The organism is Paenarthrobacter sp. YIM B13468 (genome assembly GCF_042788025.1).
GTDB lineage: Bacteria > Actinomycetota > Actinomycetes > Actinomycetales > Micrococcaceae > Arthrobacter > Arthrobacter aromaticivorans.
The window spans coordinates 66,444-81,872 of record NZ_JBHZPI010000025.1 but is presented as its reverse complement, the minus strand read 5'-3'; the positions used below and the strand labels follow the sequence as shown (position 1 = coordinate 81,872).

The following is a 15,429-nucleotide window of genomic DNA, read 5'->3' as shown; positions in this document are numbered from 1 at the left end:
AGAGAGCCTACGTCAAAGCTAGGACAGGATGTCTTTGGTGGTGAACTTCCCGTAGGCCAGCGCGCCACAGACGGCAATGTACCCGGCTTGGAGCAGCGCGTTTTCGCCGAAGGATGTCCAGGCGACCGGTTGCCGCAGGAGGTCCGCGAAGCCCAGCCAGTGGTGGCTGAACAGCCAAGGATGCAGCCATTCCAGTTGTGGCAGGTTGTCCAGCACCTGCGAGACCACCGAAAGGACGATTGTGGCAGCCATAGCTCCCACGGGTACGTCCGTGAAGGTGGAAATGAGCAGCCCGATCGCGGACAAGCCCAGGAGCGAGACCGTGATGTAAGCAGCGATCAGCAGCGAACGCAGTACTGACTCGCCAACCCCGATCGTGTCACCGGAGAGTAGCGTGACAGGACCGATGGGGAAGAACACGACGCCGGCCAAGGCACCTGCGGCTGCGACCGTGGCCGTGGCGGCACAACAGAAAGCGACGGCCCCGGCGTACTTGACCAGGAGCAGGCGGATACGCCCCGATGGTGCAAGGAGCAGGTAGCGCAAGGTGCCGAGGTTGGCTTCTCCGGCGATGGTGTCCCCTGCCACCACCCCGATGGTGAGGGGGAGGAACAACGGGACACACACCACAAGGGCTGTCACAGCAACGAAGAGGCCGTTCTGGGTGATGCGATCCAGGAACAGTGGTCCGCGGCCAGGTGTCGCTGGCCGGGACGAGAGTTTGACGGCAAGGGCAATCAGGATGGGAACGGCGGCAAGGGCCACCAGCATGGCCCACGTCCTGAGGCGACGAAACAGCACGGATAATTCCGAGCCAAGCAACGCCCACCCCATCCCGGGACGGACGGCACTGTCTTTCCGGGCGCCAGTTGTTCCGGACGTACCAGCAGCCTCCCGAGTGTCACCAGTTTCAGCCGACAACGTCAAACCCCTCTCCGGTCAAGGACACGAACCGCTCTTCCAGGGTTGCGTTCTCCACAGAGAAGCCCCTGACCCGGACGCCGTCGGCCACCAACGCTGCAACGATCTCTTCAGGCTCAATGCCGTCGAGTCCGTTTCCTTGGATCACCCCGTGGCCAGGCGCTTCGCCGGGTACCAGACCCAGGCGGGCCAGGACGCGGGCAGCACGTTCGCCGTCGGGCGTTCGTACCAGAACGTGCGCTTGCCCGGCAGACCGCAGTTCATCCAGCGGTCCTTGGGCCACCAGCCGTCCGGCACTCATCACCCCCACATGGGTACACATTTGCTCCACCTCGGCCAGGAGGTGGCTGGAAACGAAGACGGTGGTCCCGCCAGCGGCAAGGGACCGAACCAAGCTGCGCACCTCCCGGGTGCCTTGGGGGTCCAGCCCGTTGGTTGGTTCGTCGAGCACAAGCAGTTCGCGCGGCCGGAGCATGGCGTTGGCCAGCCCGAGGCGCTGTTTCATGCCCAATGAGTAGGCACGTACCTTCTTTCCGGCGGCGTGACCCAGCCCAACGCGGTCCAACGCCTCATTGACGCGGCGGTGGCGGGTGGCAGAGGATGCATGGCGGTCCGCTGAATCCAGCCGCAGCAGATTGGCCGCTCCGGAAAGAAACGGATAGAAGCCCGGCCCTTCCACCAGTGCACCCACCTCGGGTAGCACGGAAGCCAACTGCTGGGGCATCTCCCTGCCCAGAACCCGGATTTCACCACTGTTCGAGGAAGCGAGGCCCAGCAAAACCCGGATGGTGGTGGTCTTTCCCGAACCATTGGGCCCCAGGAAGCCGTAAACCGCGCCACGGGGGACCGCAAGGTCAATGCCGTCCACCGCGGAACGGTGCCCAAAGCGTTTCACGAGGCCATGGGTTTCTATGGCAAGGTCAATCGGCAGGGAGCCGGGAGCATCTTCACGGGTTTCCGTCACAGGTTGCCGATCATTGGGCGCCGTTCATTGCGCCGTCGCGGCTGACTGCAGCCGGTCCAAAGGCACCAACCCGGCAAACACGCGGCCGTCGTCGAGAATGAGGACGCTCACCAGAGACGTAGTCAGCGCTCGTCCTCCGCTTACGGGTTGCAGGGCCTGGGCGAGTTGCGGGTTGGATGTGAGTTCGGCAGGCGCCGTTCCAGCGGGCAAGCCGACCACGGCGTCCCACCCTTTGCCGGTCACTGAAGGGCTGGGGTGGGGGAGCATGGGAGTGGACGATCCCTGAGGTGTTGGAACAACAGCATCCGGTGCCGGCGCAGAGTCATCCGGGGCTGGGCCGGCAGGACCTTCCATCGCGCGCGGCAATGGCTTGATGGGGACCGGCTTCTCTGTGACAGTTGCACCGGCCGGAGGAGTGAAGTTAAACAGGGCCGCGTCAGGTGCGGAGAAGTTCACGTCCGTATAGGCAAGTGAGTAGGCTGGCTCCGGCTGGCCCTTCGCGCGGACCTCCACTCCCAGTGGCCAACCGGTCTCGGAGTCGACCTCGATCGAAACGGAATCAACCAAAGTTCCGTCGCTGCGCGGCACGAGGCTCAGCCGGTACGCGCTGCGACCCGCCACAGTGGAAGCTTCTCCCACCGTTACTTCAGTGCTGGAGTCAATGGCTGACAGGAAGTGACTGGCCATTGCCTCAGGAGTGGGCATGCCCGCATGGGTTGTTTCACTTCGAAGGGAGTCCTTCTGCCCAGTGTTTGAGGGCACAGGGACGCTCAAGTGTGTCGCGTTGTTGTCCGCGGAGTTGTAGAACCAGGCGTCGCTGCCATTGACCACAAAGTCACGTTCGGCCATCCGGTCCAGTATCTGCAGCCTGGCCTTGGAGGGCCCGTCCAGGTATACCCGTGCTGTATGCGAGCCCGTGAGCAACTCGAATGCCGACGTAGCTCCGGGCACGATTCCCGGGCCAGCCGTGGGAACTTCAGGCAGCCCCAACTCCGCAGTCTGCACCACAGTGCCGGATAAAGCGCGCACCTCGGTGCGGGCTATCATCGCCAGGATCTCGTCAGCCGTTTTGGGCGGCAAGGAGACACTTGCGCCGGCCTGGACGGAGCCAATAAGCGCCGCCAGTGCCAATGCAAGGGGAATCAGGAGAGCTGGCAGCCACCGCTGCCTGGCCCGCGCCATTGCTACCGACCACCACGCGTGAGAGGCATGAGTCCAGACTACTCCGGTTACCTGAACGCATCATCGGTCCTCGTGGCTGGATGCGGCGTGCACATCCAGCCACGCACCCACCGGCGCCTACCAGGTTTCAGTGACCTTCAGCAGGCCTCGCGGCGCATCGGGATCGTTGCCGCGCTCCACCGACAACTGCAGGGCCAGTCGCTGGAGGGGCAGGATCTGCAGGATAGGAGAAAGCTCCTCCGGCACCCCGGCAGGCAAAGGAAGAACCAAGCTGCCTGGAAGGGCGGCAGAGGGATCGCCCACCACGCACACGTGCGCACCGCGGTCTTCGAGCCTCTCCAGGACAGGGCGCATGGCCGTGCCTCCGATTCCCTCCGGAACAACGGCAATCACCGGGTGCTGGGAGTCGATCATCGCGAACGGCCCGTGCAGGAGGTCCGCGCCAGAGAAAGCCTGGGCAGGAAGGTAGGAGGTTTCCATGAGCTTCAAGGCACCCTCCCTCGCCGTGGGGTAGGAATAGCCACGACCCGTAGTGATGATGCGGTCGGCGAAGCGGTAACCACCAGCGACCTCCAGTACGGTGTCGTCGGCAAGAACGGAAGCGGCCCACTCCGGAAGGCCCGCGGCGCCGTTGGACGTCCCACCACGCCACGCATCAACCAACAACCACAGGGCCAGAAGCTGCGCCGTGTAGCTCTTGGTAGCAGCAACGGCAGTTTCGCTGCCCGCCCGGATATCCAGGTGATGCTCCGCGGCGCCGGCAAGCGGAGATTCCAGCGAGTTGGTCACTGCAACAGTCAGGGCGCCCAGACGACGCGCTGCTGCCGTGGACTCCACCAGGTCCGGCGAGCCGCCGGACTGGCTAACCGCCAACCACAGCACGCCCTCCAGCTGGGGGTTGGCGCCGTAGGCAGTAAGGGTCGACGGCGACGCGAGGCCAACAGGCAGGCCCAAGCTGATTTCAATGAGGTACTTCGCGTATAACGCCGCATGGTCGCTTGTGCCCCGGGCAGCGAGCAAGACAAAGCGTGGGGATGCCTTCTTGATGATGTCCGCCAACGCCACGAACTGGCGGCGGTCCGAGTCCAGGAGTCCGGCAAGCACCCGGGGCTGCTCGCCGATCTCGTTGGCCATCTTGATGCCCGGAGCCTGGTCCGGGACGTTCAGAGAGGTAAGAGTGATGGTCATGGTTCCTGTCTGTTGTTAGAAGGGTCAAAATCCCTGGGAGTCAGGGCTGTATCAACTGCCGTGCGAGCTTTACGGCTCCGTGCACTGGAGCATCGCCCAGGATCCTGATCAGCGACGGATCCTCCACGGCAACCTTGCGGCCAACCGCGCCCGCCAACTGCTGTTGATTGACCAGGAGGCCACCAGCCATCACCAGCGGCAGGTCCAACCCGAGCTCGCCCAGTACTTGCCTGGCCAACGTGGCCAAGGAATGAGCGGCTTCGGCCTGAATCCGCAACGCAGCGGGATCACCTTCAACCGCAAGATCCAGGACCAACGGGGCAAGGCCCGCCCAATGGTCCGGCTCCGGCTTGGCATAGAAGAGATCCATGAGCTGCAGCGCGTCCGCGCTCGCAGTCGCCGCCAAAAGGGCGCTGACCATCGTGCCGGGTTCCAACCCCGCGTAGTACTCCCGCAGGGCCTCACGAACGGCGTCACGGACCACGGAGTACCCTCCGCCTTCATCCCCGAGCAAGTAGCCGTAGCCTCCGCTGCGCGCTTCCCGTCCCTCCCGGTTCCGGCCCCAAGCTACCGAGCCGGTACCTGCGACCAGGACCGCTCCGGCGTCGAGGTCTGCTGCGGCGAGGACGATGCGGGTGTCATGGACCACCTCGATCCTGGCGCCGGGAAAATACCCGGTAAGCAAAGCACTGAGGACTGCCCTGCTGGCAGGAGTATCCGCCCCCGCGGCACCGGCGCAAACCGCCTCAACACCGTCGCCGACAGCAGCCGCGATCCGCCGCAGCACGGCATCTGCACCCTGATGACCCACCGAGGACAGGTTCGCGCTCGCCTCGGTGATCTCAAGAGGTGCCTTATTGCTTGCGTCCGCGCCCTGGCCAGGGTCCGGGTCCGAATCAGGGCTCCGGTCCGAACGGACAGCATGAGTCTTGGAACCTCCAATATGAAGTCCCAACACCGCGGGCGTCACCGGACAACCGCCGGTTCGGTGTTTTCCTGTGCGGGGATGTGTCCGACCGCGTCGGGCTCCGGCCACTTCCCACCGTTTTCCCAGTACTGCTGTATTTCCTCCAAGGGGCGGCCCTTCGTCTCGGGAGCGAACTTGCGGACAAACATAAAGCCGAGGATAGCCAGAACACCGAACACTGCGAAGGTGCCTGCCCCACCCAAACGCTGAAGCATGGTCAGGAAGAACGCTGCCACAAGGACGTTGGCCACCAGATCGGAGGTCAGCATGGCGCTGGCTCCGAGCGAGCGGAGACGGGAAGGGAAGCTCTCGCCGGCGTATACCCACACCAGTGCGCCGAAGCCGAATGTGAAGCCCACCGTGAAAAGAAGGACCCCAAGGAAGCCAAGAACGGTGAGCAGGCCACCAAAGTCCTGGCCGGCCATGAACACTCCTACCAGCAGGACGTTGGCTGCCACCATCATGCCGATGCCGGTCAACAGCACGGGGCGGCGTCCCAGCCGATCCACCAGGGACAAGGACACGAAGACAGCGATGAGGGAGGCCACTTGCACCGCCGCGGGAAGCAACAGGAGGGCTGCGTTGCCGCTGAAGCCCATGGCTTCGAAGATCCTGGGGCTGTAGTAGACCACAGCGTTGATGCCGGTGATTTGGATGAAGAATCCCAAGCCAACCACAAACACTGTGGCCCGGAGGTAAGGAACGCGCAGCATCTCGCGGAGGCCGCCGCCCCGTTCTTCGCTGATGGCCCGCTGCATCTCGGCCAACTCTGCATCTACGTCTGTGTGGGGCTCAATGGCGAACAGGGTGCGCCTGGCGTCGTCAGTCCTGCCCCGCATCATGTACCACCGGGCAGTGTCCGGGAGCTTGATCACGATGGCGAGGACAATGATTGCCGGGATCGCAGCAAGGCCCAGCATCCAGCGCCACGAGCCCGTGCCCGCGAGGGCATACGCAGCCAGGTAGCCGACGATGATGCCGAAGACGGTCGCCACTTGATACGCCACCAACAGGGCGCCGCGGACATTCGCCGGCGCTGACTCGGCAACGAATACCGGAACAACCACAACGGAAACGCCGATGGTGAGCCCCAGCAGGAGGCGGGCGATAAGCAGTGTGGGCACATCGCTGGACATGGCGCTGAGCACAGCGAACAGGGCGTAGCCGATCGCAAGGCCCACCATGCAGGCTTTCCGGCCCACGCGGTTGGATAGCCAGCCTCCCACCAGCGCGCCAAGTACTTCACCGGCAACCACTGCCGTGGTTACCAGTTCCTGCTGGGATGTGCTGAGGCTGAACTGCTTGGTGATGAACAGCAGGGCGCCGGCAATGTTGGACATGTCGTAGCCGTAAATCACACCGATGGTGGCGGCGGCACCGCCCACCAGGAGCCCGAGCTTGGGTGTTTGCCGTAGGTCTTGCAGGATCGACATCTTTGTCCCTTGGATCTGTGGAAATGTAGGGGTTTTGCGGAGTTTCATCGAAATTGGTTTAGACCAACCTGCACAAGATTGGCATAGACCAATAACGTTGTCTACAAGTAGGATGTCCAATATGTCCACAGATGTCCCGGCGGCAATGCCCAAGTACTACGTCCTCAAGACCGAGCTGCTTGCCGCGATCGCCGGCGAGCAGCCGGGCACGCTCATACCCACCGAGCGGGCGCTCGCAGAGAAGTACAAGACGTCGCGCACCACAGTGCGGCAAGCCATCAGCGAGCTCGTTGCAGAAGGGAAACTGGGCCGCATCCAAGGGCATGGCACCTTTGTCGCACCGCCAAAGATCACCCACGTCCGGCAGCTCACGTCCTTTTCCGACGACGCGAGGAACCAAGGCCTGCGGCCTGACTCGCAGCTCCTGTCCCTGGCCATGGCGAAAGCGGACATCGACGTCGCGGCGCACCTGGGGCTCGACGACGGCGCTGTTGTCACCCGGCTTGAGCGAATCCGGTTGATCGACGGCGAACCCCTGGCCCATGAGATCGCCTACCTCCCGGGCAAGCTCCCGCGCTTCAAGGCAAACCTGGAGAAGGCCGGTTCGCTCTACGCCGCCCTGTCGGACGTGTACGGCATCCATATCTCCGACGTCGAGGACACCGTAGAGACAGCACTGGCAGGGCCGGAGGACGTCCGGCTGCTCGGAATCGAGATGGGGGCGCCGTTGCTGGTAGTCCACCGCCTGGCAAGGGATGCTGCAGGCGTCCCTGTCGAATGGACGCGCAGCACGTTTCGCGGCGATCGCTTCCGGTTCGTTTCGAGGGTCAAGAGCACTACCTAAAAACGGCACTACCTCAAAACGGCACCACCTAAGAGCAGCACTACCTAAACAGCGGCTGCCGGCGAACCGCAACTGCCGACGAACCGCAACTGTTGGCGAACGGCTCAGGGAGCCGCGACCGCCACGTCGCTCCCGAGCGTGCGTCGCACGAACTCCGAACTGGGCTGGGCGTACGCGTCCATAATCCGCTTGAACAACGCGGTCCCTTCAGCCCCGGGCCAGTCTTTGGGCAGGAACGTCGCAGGCAACCCCGGGTCCAAGTAGGGGATGATCCGCCAACGATCGATGCACTGGACAAAAGTGGCGAACGCCTGGGCTGTCGGCTCAACGCCCGCGCTGTCCTCCCCGAGCACTGCGGCGCCGTGCTGGCGGATGAAATCCTTGTGCAGCTCTGCCACCGAGTCCAAATCCCACCACACGGACGCAGCGTCCCGCAGGGTGCCGCCCACCAGTGGGGTTTGCGTGACGAACAGGGTGGCCATCCCTCGGAGTTCGAGGTCGTTGAGGATTTCCTCCACCTCGCCTCGAAGGGTATCCGGGCAGATCCACAGGCCGGCGGCCACAGTCCCGCAACCAATCCAGTGGAGCCTGCGCCGCAACTGGTGGCGCTTCTCCCGCTCCGTCTCCGGAATCGAAAAGGAGACCAGGCACCATGGATCGGACGGTGACATGCTGATGGGGTTGTAAATCCTGCGGTCGCCGCGGGCCAGCATGGTGGCGGCTCCCTCCGTCAGGGTGAACCCGGGGAGCCCGTCGCGAGTCTCCTGTAGGACAACGTCCTTCTTCCTCAGGCGGCCCAGGGCTGTCCGGGTCACTGTGCCGGACGTGCCCAGGGCCTCCATGAGGACCACAATGTCCCTGGCCGACATCCATCCACCGGCTTCGCGCAAGTACAGGCCGATGACTGTTCGCAGCAACGACGTGGTACTCCCTGGACGGGAGTCCATGTCGTCAAGAACGGCACTCACAGGAGTTCGGCGAGGGCGTCGCGGATGGCGGTCACTCCCAGCTCAACCTCGGCATAGCTCGTGCTCAAGGGAGACAGGCCGATGCGCAGGCCATGCGGGGGACGGAAGTCCGGGATGACGCCCTTCTCCCAGAGCCTGGCGGTGACGTCGGCAAAGAGCGGATGGTCCACTGTGATGTGGGAGCCACGCTCGGCGGCATTGCGGGGGCTCACGATGTGGACTCCAAGTGGTACCAAGAGCTCATCTGCAAGGGCAATCGCGTACTCCGTGAGTTTGACCGACTTCTCCCGGACCGAATCCATGCCCACAGAGGCGATCAGCTCCACCATGTCCTTGATCGGCTGCATGGCTAGAACCGGCGGAGTACCCGTAATGAACCGGCGGATTCCCGCTGCGGGACGGTATGAATCCGTCATGCCGAACGGATTGTCCGCGCCCATCCAGCCCCAAATTGGCTGCTGGAGCATGTCTTGCCGTGAGGCGTTGACGTATGCGAACGCGGGGGAGCCCGGACCACCATTGAGGTACTTGTAGGTGCAGCCGACGGCCAGGTCAACGTCCCAGACATCAAGGTCCAGCGGCACGGAACCTACGGAATGGCACAGGTCCCAGAGCATGAGGGCACCTGCAGCATGTACCTTGCCGGTGATTGCCTTCGCGTCTGCCAGGAACCCGGAGCGATAAGCCACATGGCTGAGGACCACGACGGCGGTCCGCTCGCCAAGGAGCCCGTCGAGGTCAGCGGTACGGACGCCACTGGAGGGGTTGGCTGCGATCCATTTGATGCTTGCCCCGCGTTCCTTGGCGATCCCTTCGATGATGAAGCGGTCCGTAGGGAAGTTGTCGCGATCAATGATGATCTCGTCACGCCCCGGCTGGGCATCTACCGCTGCCCGGATCAGCTTGTACAGCATGACCGAGGTGGAGTCGCCCACTGTGACCTGCCCGGGAGCAGCCCCAAGCGTCACTTCGCCGATGCGGTCGCCCACGCGCGTAGGCTCATCCATCCATTGTTCGTCCCAGCCGCGGATCAGCCGGCTGCCCCAGGAGTCCTGGACAAACGACTGCAGGTTGGCAGCAGTTGCCTTCAAGGGGCGCCCGAGAGAGTTGCCGTCCAGATAAGAGGTGAGCTGGCCGGCGTCGGGCGTGTAGAAGGCCTCACGCTGGGCGGCGAGCGGATCTGCGGCGTCCAGTTCGGCCGACGTTGGCCGTTGGGTTTGCTGAGCGGTAGTCATGGTTCCCTCCTTGGGAGTGGTGGCCGGAAGTTTGTTAGTTGCCGATCTCAGTGCGGACGGCGTAAAGCTCGGGGAAGAAGGTGAGATCAAGGGCTCGTTTGAGGAAGTCAACACCCGAGGAGCCTCCGGTGCCCACCTTGAACCCGATGGTTCGCTGGACCGTGCGCAGGTGGCGGAACCGCCAGGCCTGGAAGTTGTCTTCGACGTCCACCAGGTCTTCGCACGCCTCGTACAGTCCCCACTGGGTATCGTCCGATTCGTAGATCTTCTGGAAGACGGGGACCAGATCCTTACGGAATGTCCACGGCTCGCTGGTGTCCCGCTCAAGGATGTCTGCCGGGATCTCGTAGCCGGCGCGGGAAAGCACCGCCAGGAAGGCGTCGTACAACGTGGGTTCCTCCAGGAGCCGGCTGAGCAGCGCATATGCCTCGGGGTCGCTTTCGAAGACCCGCAGCATGCCCCTGTTCTTGTTGCCCAGCAGGAATTCAACCCCGCGGTATTGATACGACTGGAAACCTGAGGAACTACCCAGGAATCCGCGGAACTGCGCATACTCGCGGGGCGTGAGGGTACCCAGGACGGACCACTGTTCGGTCATGGTGCGCTGGATGGCCTTGACGCGGGCGATGCATTTGAGCGCCTTGCCAAGGTTGTCCTGGTCGAAAAGCCTGCGGGCTTCCAGGAGCTCATGCAGCACCAGTTTGAGCCATAGCTCACTGGTTTGGTGCTGGATGATGAAGAGCAGTTCGTCGTGGTGCTCGGGCTGGCTGAGCGGATGCTGCGAGTTCAGTAGGTGGTCCAGGTCCAGATAACCGCCATAGGACATTGCATGCCGGAAATCGGTGCGCACTGAGTCTTCTATGTGGCGGACACTTTGGGGGGAATGGACTGGGGGCTTTTCCATACTTTCGAGATTATCACTTCTATGACGAACGTCAAGAGAATGATTCTGTCAGTATTTTCTTCCCCTGAAGTTCTCCGCCGTACCGTACGCTGGGCTTGATACACGGGAACCTGGGGGAAGGGAAGGCGGCCATGGCCTCCAATATGCCGGTGTCCATATATTTGGACGTCGACGGCGTGGTGAACCCGTTCGGTCCCCAAGGCGTCACTGATTGGGGTGGTGAATGGAAGATCGCCGACGCCGGCATCCTTGACGTCGCGTTCGCGCCCGAGGCAGTGGCCGAACTCAACGAGCTGGCAGAGCATCCCTTCGCCCGCTTTGTATGGCTCACCACCTGGGAGCGCCTTGCCCCGGAGTTTCTCTGTCCTGCCATTGGACTGAAGGGCGAGGATTGGCCTGTCCTGTCCAGCCAGGGGTGGGACCAAAGCGCAGAATGGTGGAAACTCGGGGCGCTCCAGAAGGACTTGGCCGAGATGGGAGCCGAGCGCTTCGTCTGGCTGGACGACCAACTTGGCCAGGAGTCAGACGCCCGTTCCTGGGCTGAATACCACCAGGACCGTGTGCTTTGCATCTCACCGGATCCGCGCAGGGGGCTCTCCCGCCGCGATCTTGCCGCGGTCCGGACCTTCCTCGGCTGACCGAAGCGCTGGCACATGTTTGTCCGCCCGGTGGTTGGCACGTAGGATTCTTAAGGTTTCAAGCCCGCCGGATAGAGTGCGGCAAGTCCAGTCAGTTGAACAATGGCTGAACTATGCTGTGCATGGCAGGTATGGGGAAGTGGAACTGCTGAACGTCGACTCTGCAGATTGGGCAACAGGTGGAAATCACCTTCATGGTCGCGCTTGTCATAGCGTTGGCCCTATTCTTTGACTTCACCAACGGCTTTCACGACACAGCCAATGCGATGGCCACGCCTATCGCTACGGGGGCGATCAAGCCCAAGACGGCGGTTGCCCTGGCAGCCGTGCTCAACCTTGTTGGGGCGTTCCTTTCAACTGAAGTGGCAAAGACCATTTCCGGGGGACTCATCCGCGAAGGCTCGGACGGTATCCACATCACGCCGGATATCATCTTCGCCGGCCTGATGGGTGCAATCCTCTGGAATATGATCACGTGGCTTAAAGGCCTGCCCTCCAGTTCCTCGCACGCATTGTTCGGCGGCCTCATCGGCGCCGCCGTGGTAGGTATCGGACTGCACTCCATCAACTTTGAAACAGTGCTGCAGAAGGTGATCCTGCCAGCTGTCTTTGCACCACTCATCGCCGGGGCCGTGGCGTACCTTTGCACTCGTCTGGCCTACGCGCTGACCTCCCGGCATGACCCCGAAACCGGTGACAAGCTCACGCAGAAGCGCGGTGGTTTCCGGACCGGCCAGATCTTCACCTCCAGCCTCGTGGCCCTCGCGCACGGCACCAATGATGCCCAGAAGACCATGGGCATCATCACCCTGGTCCTCATCGCCGCGGGCACACAGGCACCGGGCTCGGGTCCACAGTTCTGGGTCGTGGCTGCTTGTGCGTTGGCCATCGCCATCGGCACTTATGCTGGCGGGTGGCGCATCATCCGCACCATGGGTTCAGGCCTGACCGAAGTAAAGCCGGCGCAAGGCTTCTCGGCCGAGACCAGCACGGCCTCAGCCATCCTGGCTTCTTCCCATCTGGGTTTCGCGCTCTCCACCACGCAGGTCGCCTCCGGTTCGGTCATTGGCTCCGGCCTGGGCCGAAAGGGCACCTCCGTGCGCTGGGGCACTGCCGGCAAGATCGCTTTGGGTTGGCTGTTTACCCTGCCGGCGTCGGCCATCGTGGGCGGGCTTACCGCGCTCCTGGTGAACATCGGCGTCGTGGGTGTGGTCATTGCCGCGGTCGTCGGTAGCGCCGCCGTCGTGTTCATGTTTGTTGCCTCGCGTAAATCGCATGTTGGCCACCACAACGCAGTGGAAGTCGAAGAGGCCGGCCACGCCGTCAAGTTCAGCAAGAAAAAGAAATCCCGAAAGTCCGTCAACAACAAGGATGTGCAGCGATGAAGTGGCTGGAATTGCTTCAGGTTGCCGGCGTCACGCTCGTTGCTGCTGTGACCCTGGTAGTCCTGTACTCCCTGGGAGTACGCCTCACCGCAATCGCAGGTGACGCCCAGCAGAAGTCGCCCGGACTTGTTCGCTCGCTGGCGGCCGTGTGCTTTGGCATCTGCGGACTCGCCGTACTGTTCGGCATCTACTTGATCGTGCCCTACTTCGGAAAGTAACCGCCTCTCTGGCAGCAAAGTCCGTTCGGGAGAATAATCAGCAGTGAAGTTACATCACTGCGTGGTCGTGATCCGGCAGATGTGGGGCTGTCATGAAGTGCCATTCCCGAAGCCATCTCATCGGACTGGCGCTGATTCCGGTCCTGATGCTGGCACTTTCTGCCTGCGTTCCCAATACCGCTCCACCAGGCAGTCCTTCTCCCAATCCGGCTCCGCCCGTCACCACCGCAACATCACCAGCGGCTCCCACCGGCGTCGATCCCACCGCCGGGCAGCCCGCAGGTCCGGCCGGACCGGGTGCACCGCAAGCAGAAGCGCCGGTGGTCCGCTGGGTACCCATTGGGCCGATAGGCCCCAACGATCCCACCTCGGGCCAGCGCTATCTCCTGCTGCAGCAATTCCAATGCGATGCGCTGGCCCAGAGCCTGGAAGGCGCGGAAGATGCTGCCGTGTGGCAAGCGGCCGCCGCTGTCTGCAAGGCACTGCAAAGTGGTGCGCAGCAGGACTGGCAGCGGGCTTCAAACGCCGTTGCGGCAACACCGCGCATACCGCAGACCCAGTGTCTTGAGTTCACGGTCGCCGCAACGTCAGCGTCTGCGATCGCCCAACACCGCAGCAACCCGGGGGTTACGCTAAAGACCGAGACCGCCCCGGGTGAAGCTTGCCCGCGGCACTTGAGCGGCCTCACGGTAGTGGACAACGACCTGAGGCCGGTGGCAGGCACAGCGCGCGCCTCCGGCCCCCGGTCAGGCGGAACTGTCGTCAGGTTGGATGGCTATTACGTCAGGGTTGGGGACGTCCTGTTCGACGGCGTCCCTGCAGCTCCCGAAATCGTTGCCGGCGGAGGGGATTACGAAACGCTGTACCTGCGGATGCCGCCGTCCGACGGCCGCGATTCCGTCCGCATTTCCATTACGGACACCGTAGACGTCAGCGGAACAGTGACGTTCTTCTATGAAGATTCCACGCCCGCCAGCCCGGGTGGAACGCCCAAAACCCCTGGAACCGGGCCAGGCGCTGAACCCACGCAGAGCACCCCGCCGGCCATTCCTTCTGTCGGCGCGACCCCCACGGCAACTCCATGAGCGTCGCCCAGGAACCCGCTGCATCGGAAGAAGCCGATGAGCGGAGCCTGGTCAACAACCGCTGGCAGCGTACCCTGGACGTCCTCTCCGTCATTGGTCCGCCGCTGACCGTGGCCACGGCCTTGTTGGTCTACTTCGGCTGGGCGCGGACGGATGCCCAGTCGAAGGCAATGGGCCTGGACGTCAGCCTGTTTGGTTATACCGTGCAGGACTTCATCCTGCGGAGTATCCAGTCCCTATTTCAGCCGTTGGCCTGGCTGGTGGTGATCGGGTTGCTGTGGCTCATGGTGGACCGGCTCGTTTCCCGGCTTCTGGGCGCCGCACGCTACCGGACGCTCCTGCGAAGGGCCGCCCTGGTAGTGCTGATTCTTGGCTTCGCCTACGCGGCTGTGATGTGGGTGGCGATCGTGACACAGCCGGAACGGATCCTGCTCTATGCACCCTTCCTCATAGCTGCCGGTTTGCTGGTGGGGGCATGGGGACTGAGCGTGCATCGCCGGGCCGCTGATCCGGCCCAACGGGTACTCCGCGCCACTACTCCGCGCTCGCTCGAAAGATCCCTCGTGTTCGTCCTGGTCACCCTGCTGCTTTTCTGGGGAACCTCCGATTACGCGCAAGCACTTGGGCGGGGAGCAGCTATCGATTACCAGGAAAGATCCAGCCTGCTGCCAACAGCCGTGGTGTACAGCAAGGAGCGGTTGGCCGTGACAGCGCCGAACGTCCATGAGGACTCGGCTGGTACTGATGCTGAGCCGTTGTACCGGTACACGGGCCTGCGACTGCTGGTGGTCAGCGGAGGAAGGATCTTCCTGCTCAACGATGGATGGACGCTCGCCCAGGGCCGGGTGGTGGTTCTCCGCGATGATGGCAGTGTGCGTGTGGAGTATGGGAACGCCAGCGCCAACTGACTAGTCTGGGGCCATGTCCATCTTCCAGTATTACGTGGCGTCCACCGTTGACGGTTTCATTGCATCTGAGGATGACGATCTCGGCTGGCTCCTGCAATTCGACCAGGTTGAAGGCGTGAGCGGCAGCTATGAGTCCTTCTTCGCAGGTGTGGGTTGCATCGCGATGGGCGGCGGGACCTACCGGTGGCTCCTGGAGCATGAGCCCGGCAAGTGGCCGTATCCGGATACCCCCTGCTGGGTGTTCACGCATCACGAATACTCGGCTCCCGCCGGTTCCAATGTCACGTTCGTCCGTGGGGACGTTCGCGAGTTCGCGCCGGATCTGCTCGCCGATGCCGGAGACAAGAACGTCTGGCTGGTGGGCGGAGGGGACCTCGTGGCCCAGTTCGCCAACGCCGGTTTGCTCCACGAGATGATCGTCACCATCATCCCCGTTGTACTCGGCTCCGGTAAGCGCCTACTGCCGCTCAAGGGTCCGACGCCGCCACTTGAGTTGCTCTCCTCGCGCATCCTTGGCGGAGCCGCGGCTGAACTGCATTACCGCATGCCGCCGCGGTAACTATTAGCGCCGTAGCTGTTTGGCAGTAAC

16 protein-coding genes are annotated in these 15,429 nt (G+C 63.1%); 7 read left to right on the top strand and 9 right to left on the bottom strand.

The genetic code is table 11. The annotated features are described in order from the left end of the window. Nucleotides 1-18: 18 nt before the first annotated feature. From ACFX4T_RS21015 to ACFX4T_RS20990, 6 genes are all read right to left on the bottom strand, one after another. Nucleotides 19-927, bottom strand: coding sequence for an ABC transporter permease (locus tag ACFX4T_RS21015; RefSeq protein WP_377653868.1), 909 nt, complete (start codon nucleotides 925-927; stop codon nucleotides 19-21). Further along, the gene (locus tag ACFX4T_RS21010; RefSeq protein WP_377653866.1) at nucleotides 911-1,885 is read right to left on the bottom strand and encodes an ABC transporter ATP-binding protein; all 975 of its coding nucleotides are present in this window, start codon (nucleotides 1,883-1,885) and stop codon (nucleotides 911-913) included. The genes ACFX4T_RS21015 and ACFX4T_RS21010 overlap by 17 nt, the downstream gene beginning before the upstream one ends. A gap of 24 nt (nucleotides 1,886-1,909) precedes the next feature. After that, the gene (locus ACFX4T_RS21005; RefSeq protein ID WP_377653864.1) at nucleotides 1,910-3,067 is read right to left on the bottom strand and encodes an outer membrane lipoprotein carrier protein LolA; all 1,158 of its coding nucleotides are present in this window, start codon (nucleotides 3,065-3,067) and stop codon (nucleotides 1,910-1,912) included. Between the two features lie 117 nt (nucleotides 3,068-3,184). Then, nucleotides 3,185-4,255: an SIS domain-containing protein gene (locus ACFX4T_RS21000; protein WP_377653862.1), complete on the bottom strand. Its 1,071-nt coding sequence runs from the start codon at nucleotides 4,253-4,255 to the stop codon at nucleotides 3,185-3,187. Between the two features lie 40 nt (nucleotides 4,256-4,295). Further along, complete coding sequence (locus ACFX4T_RS20995; RefSeq protein WP_377653860.1) at nucleotides 4,296-5,225, bottom strand: N-acetylglucosamine kinase; 930 nt, start codon at nucleotides 5,223-5,225, stop codon at nucleotides 4,296-4,298. Beyond that, nucleotides 5,222-6,655 (bottom strand): sugar porter family MFS transporter, encoded by a 1,434-nt coding sequence (locus ACFX4T_RS20990; RefSeq protein ID WP_377653858.1) that lies wholly within the window; start codon nucleotides 6,653-6,655, stop codon nucleotides 5,222-5,224. The genes ACFX4T_RS20995 and ACFX4T_RS20990 overlap by 4 nt, the downstream gene beginning before the upstream one ends. A 112-nt stretch (nucleotides 6,656-6,767) precedes the next feature. Between ACFX4T_RS20990 and ACFX4T_RS20985 the strand changes: the two genes are divergently transcribed. Next, complete coding sequence (locus ACFX4T_RS20985) at nucleotides 6,768-7,499, top strand: GntR family transcriptional regulator (RefSeq protein ID WP_377653897.1); 732 nt, start codon at nucleotides 6,768-6,770, stop codon at nucleotides 7,497-7,499. 104 nt (nucleotides 7,500-7,603) lie between these two features. Here the strand turns inward: ACFX4T_RS20985 and ACFX4T_RS20980 are convergent, their stop codons facing one another. Genes ACFX4T_RS20980 through kynA form a run of 3 tightly spaced genes read right to left on the bottom strand, consistent with a single transcriptional unit; the run spans nucleotide 7,604 to nucleotide 10,606 of the window. Then, nucleotides 7,604-8,446 (bottom strand): PaaX family transcriptional regulator C-terminal domain-containing protein, encoded by an 843-nt coding sequence (locus ACFX4T_RS20980; protein WP_223946094.1) that lies wholly within the window; start codon nucleotides 8,444-8,446, stop codon nucleotides 7,604-7,606. 17 nt (nucleotides 8,447-8,463) lie between these two features. Then, on the bottom strand, nucleotides 8,464-9,702 hold the full coding sequence (locus ACFX4T_RS20975) for a kynureninase (protein WP_223946091.1): 1,239 nt from the start codon (nucleotides 9,700-9,702) through the stop codon (nucleotides 8,464-8,466). 34 nt (nucleotides 9,703-9,736) lie between these two features. Continuing rightward, nucleotides 9,737-10,606: a tryptophan 2,3-dioxygenase gene (gene kynA, locus ACFX4T_RS20970; protein WP_223946089.1), complete on the bottom strand. Its 870-nt coding sequence runs from the start codon at nucleotides 10,604-10,606 to the stop codon at nucleotides 9,737-9,739. Between the two features lie 131 nt (nucleotides 10,607-10,737). On the opposite strand from kynA, the gene ACFX4T_RS20965 reads away from it, so the two are divergent. From ACFX4T_RS20965 to ACFX4T_RS20940, 6 genes are all read left to right on the top strand, one after another. After that, nucleotides 10,738-11,244: an HAD domain-containing protein gene (locus ACFX4T_RS20965; RefSeq protein ID WP_223946087.1), complete on the top strand. Its 507-nt coding sequence runs from the start codon at nucleotides 10,738-10,740 to the stop codon at nucleotides 11,242-11,244. Between the two features lie 179 nt (nucleotides 11,245-11,423). After that, entirely contained in the window at nucleotides 11,424-12,629 is a 1,206-nt protein-coding gene (locus ACFX4T_RS20960; protein WP_216925816.1) for an inorganic phosphate transporter, read from the top strand. Then, nucleotides 12,626-12,847 (top strand): hypothetical protein, encoded by a 222-nt coding sequence (locus ACFX4T_RS20955; RefSeq protein ID WP_216925815.1) that lies wholly within the window; start codon nucleotides 12,626-12,628, stop codon nucleotides 12,845-12,847. The genes ACFX4T_RS20960 and ACFX4T_RS20955 overlap by 4 nt, the downstream gene beginning before the upstream one ends. A 92-nt stretch (nucleotides 12,848-12,939) precedes the next feature. Then, a complete protein-coding gene (locus tag ACFX4T_RS20950; protein WP_223946086.1) occupies nucleotides 12,940-13,932 on the top strand; it encodes a hypothetical protein in 993 nt (330 codons plus the stop codon). Next, nucleotides 13,929-14,840, top strand: coding sequence for a hypothetical protein (locus ACFX4T_RS20945; protein WP_223946085.1), 912 nt, complete (start codon nucleotides 13,929-13,931; stop codon nucleotides 14,838-14,840). Before ACFX4T_RS20950 ends, ACFX4T_RS20945 begins: the two co-directional genes overlap by 4 nt. 13 nt (nucleotides 14,841-14,853) lie before the next feature. Continuing rightward, the gene (locus ACFX4T_RS20940) at nucleotides 14,854-15,399 is read left to right on the top strand and encodes a dihydrofolate reductase family protein (RefSeq protein ID WP_216925813.1); all 546 of its coding nucleotides are present in this window, start codon (nucleotides 14,854-14,856) and stop codon (nucleotides 15,397-15,399) included. The last annotated feature ends 30 nt before the right edge of the window (nucleotides 15,400-15,429 follow it).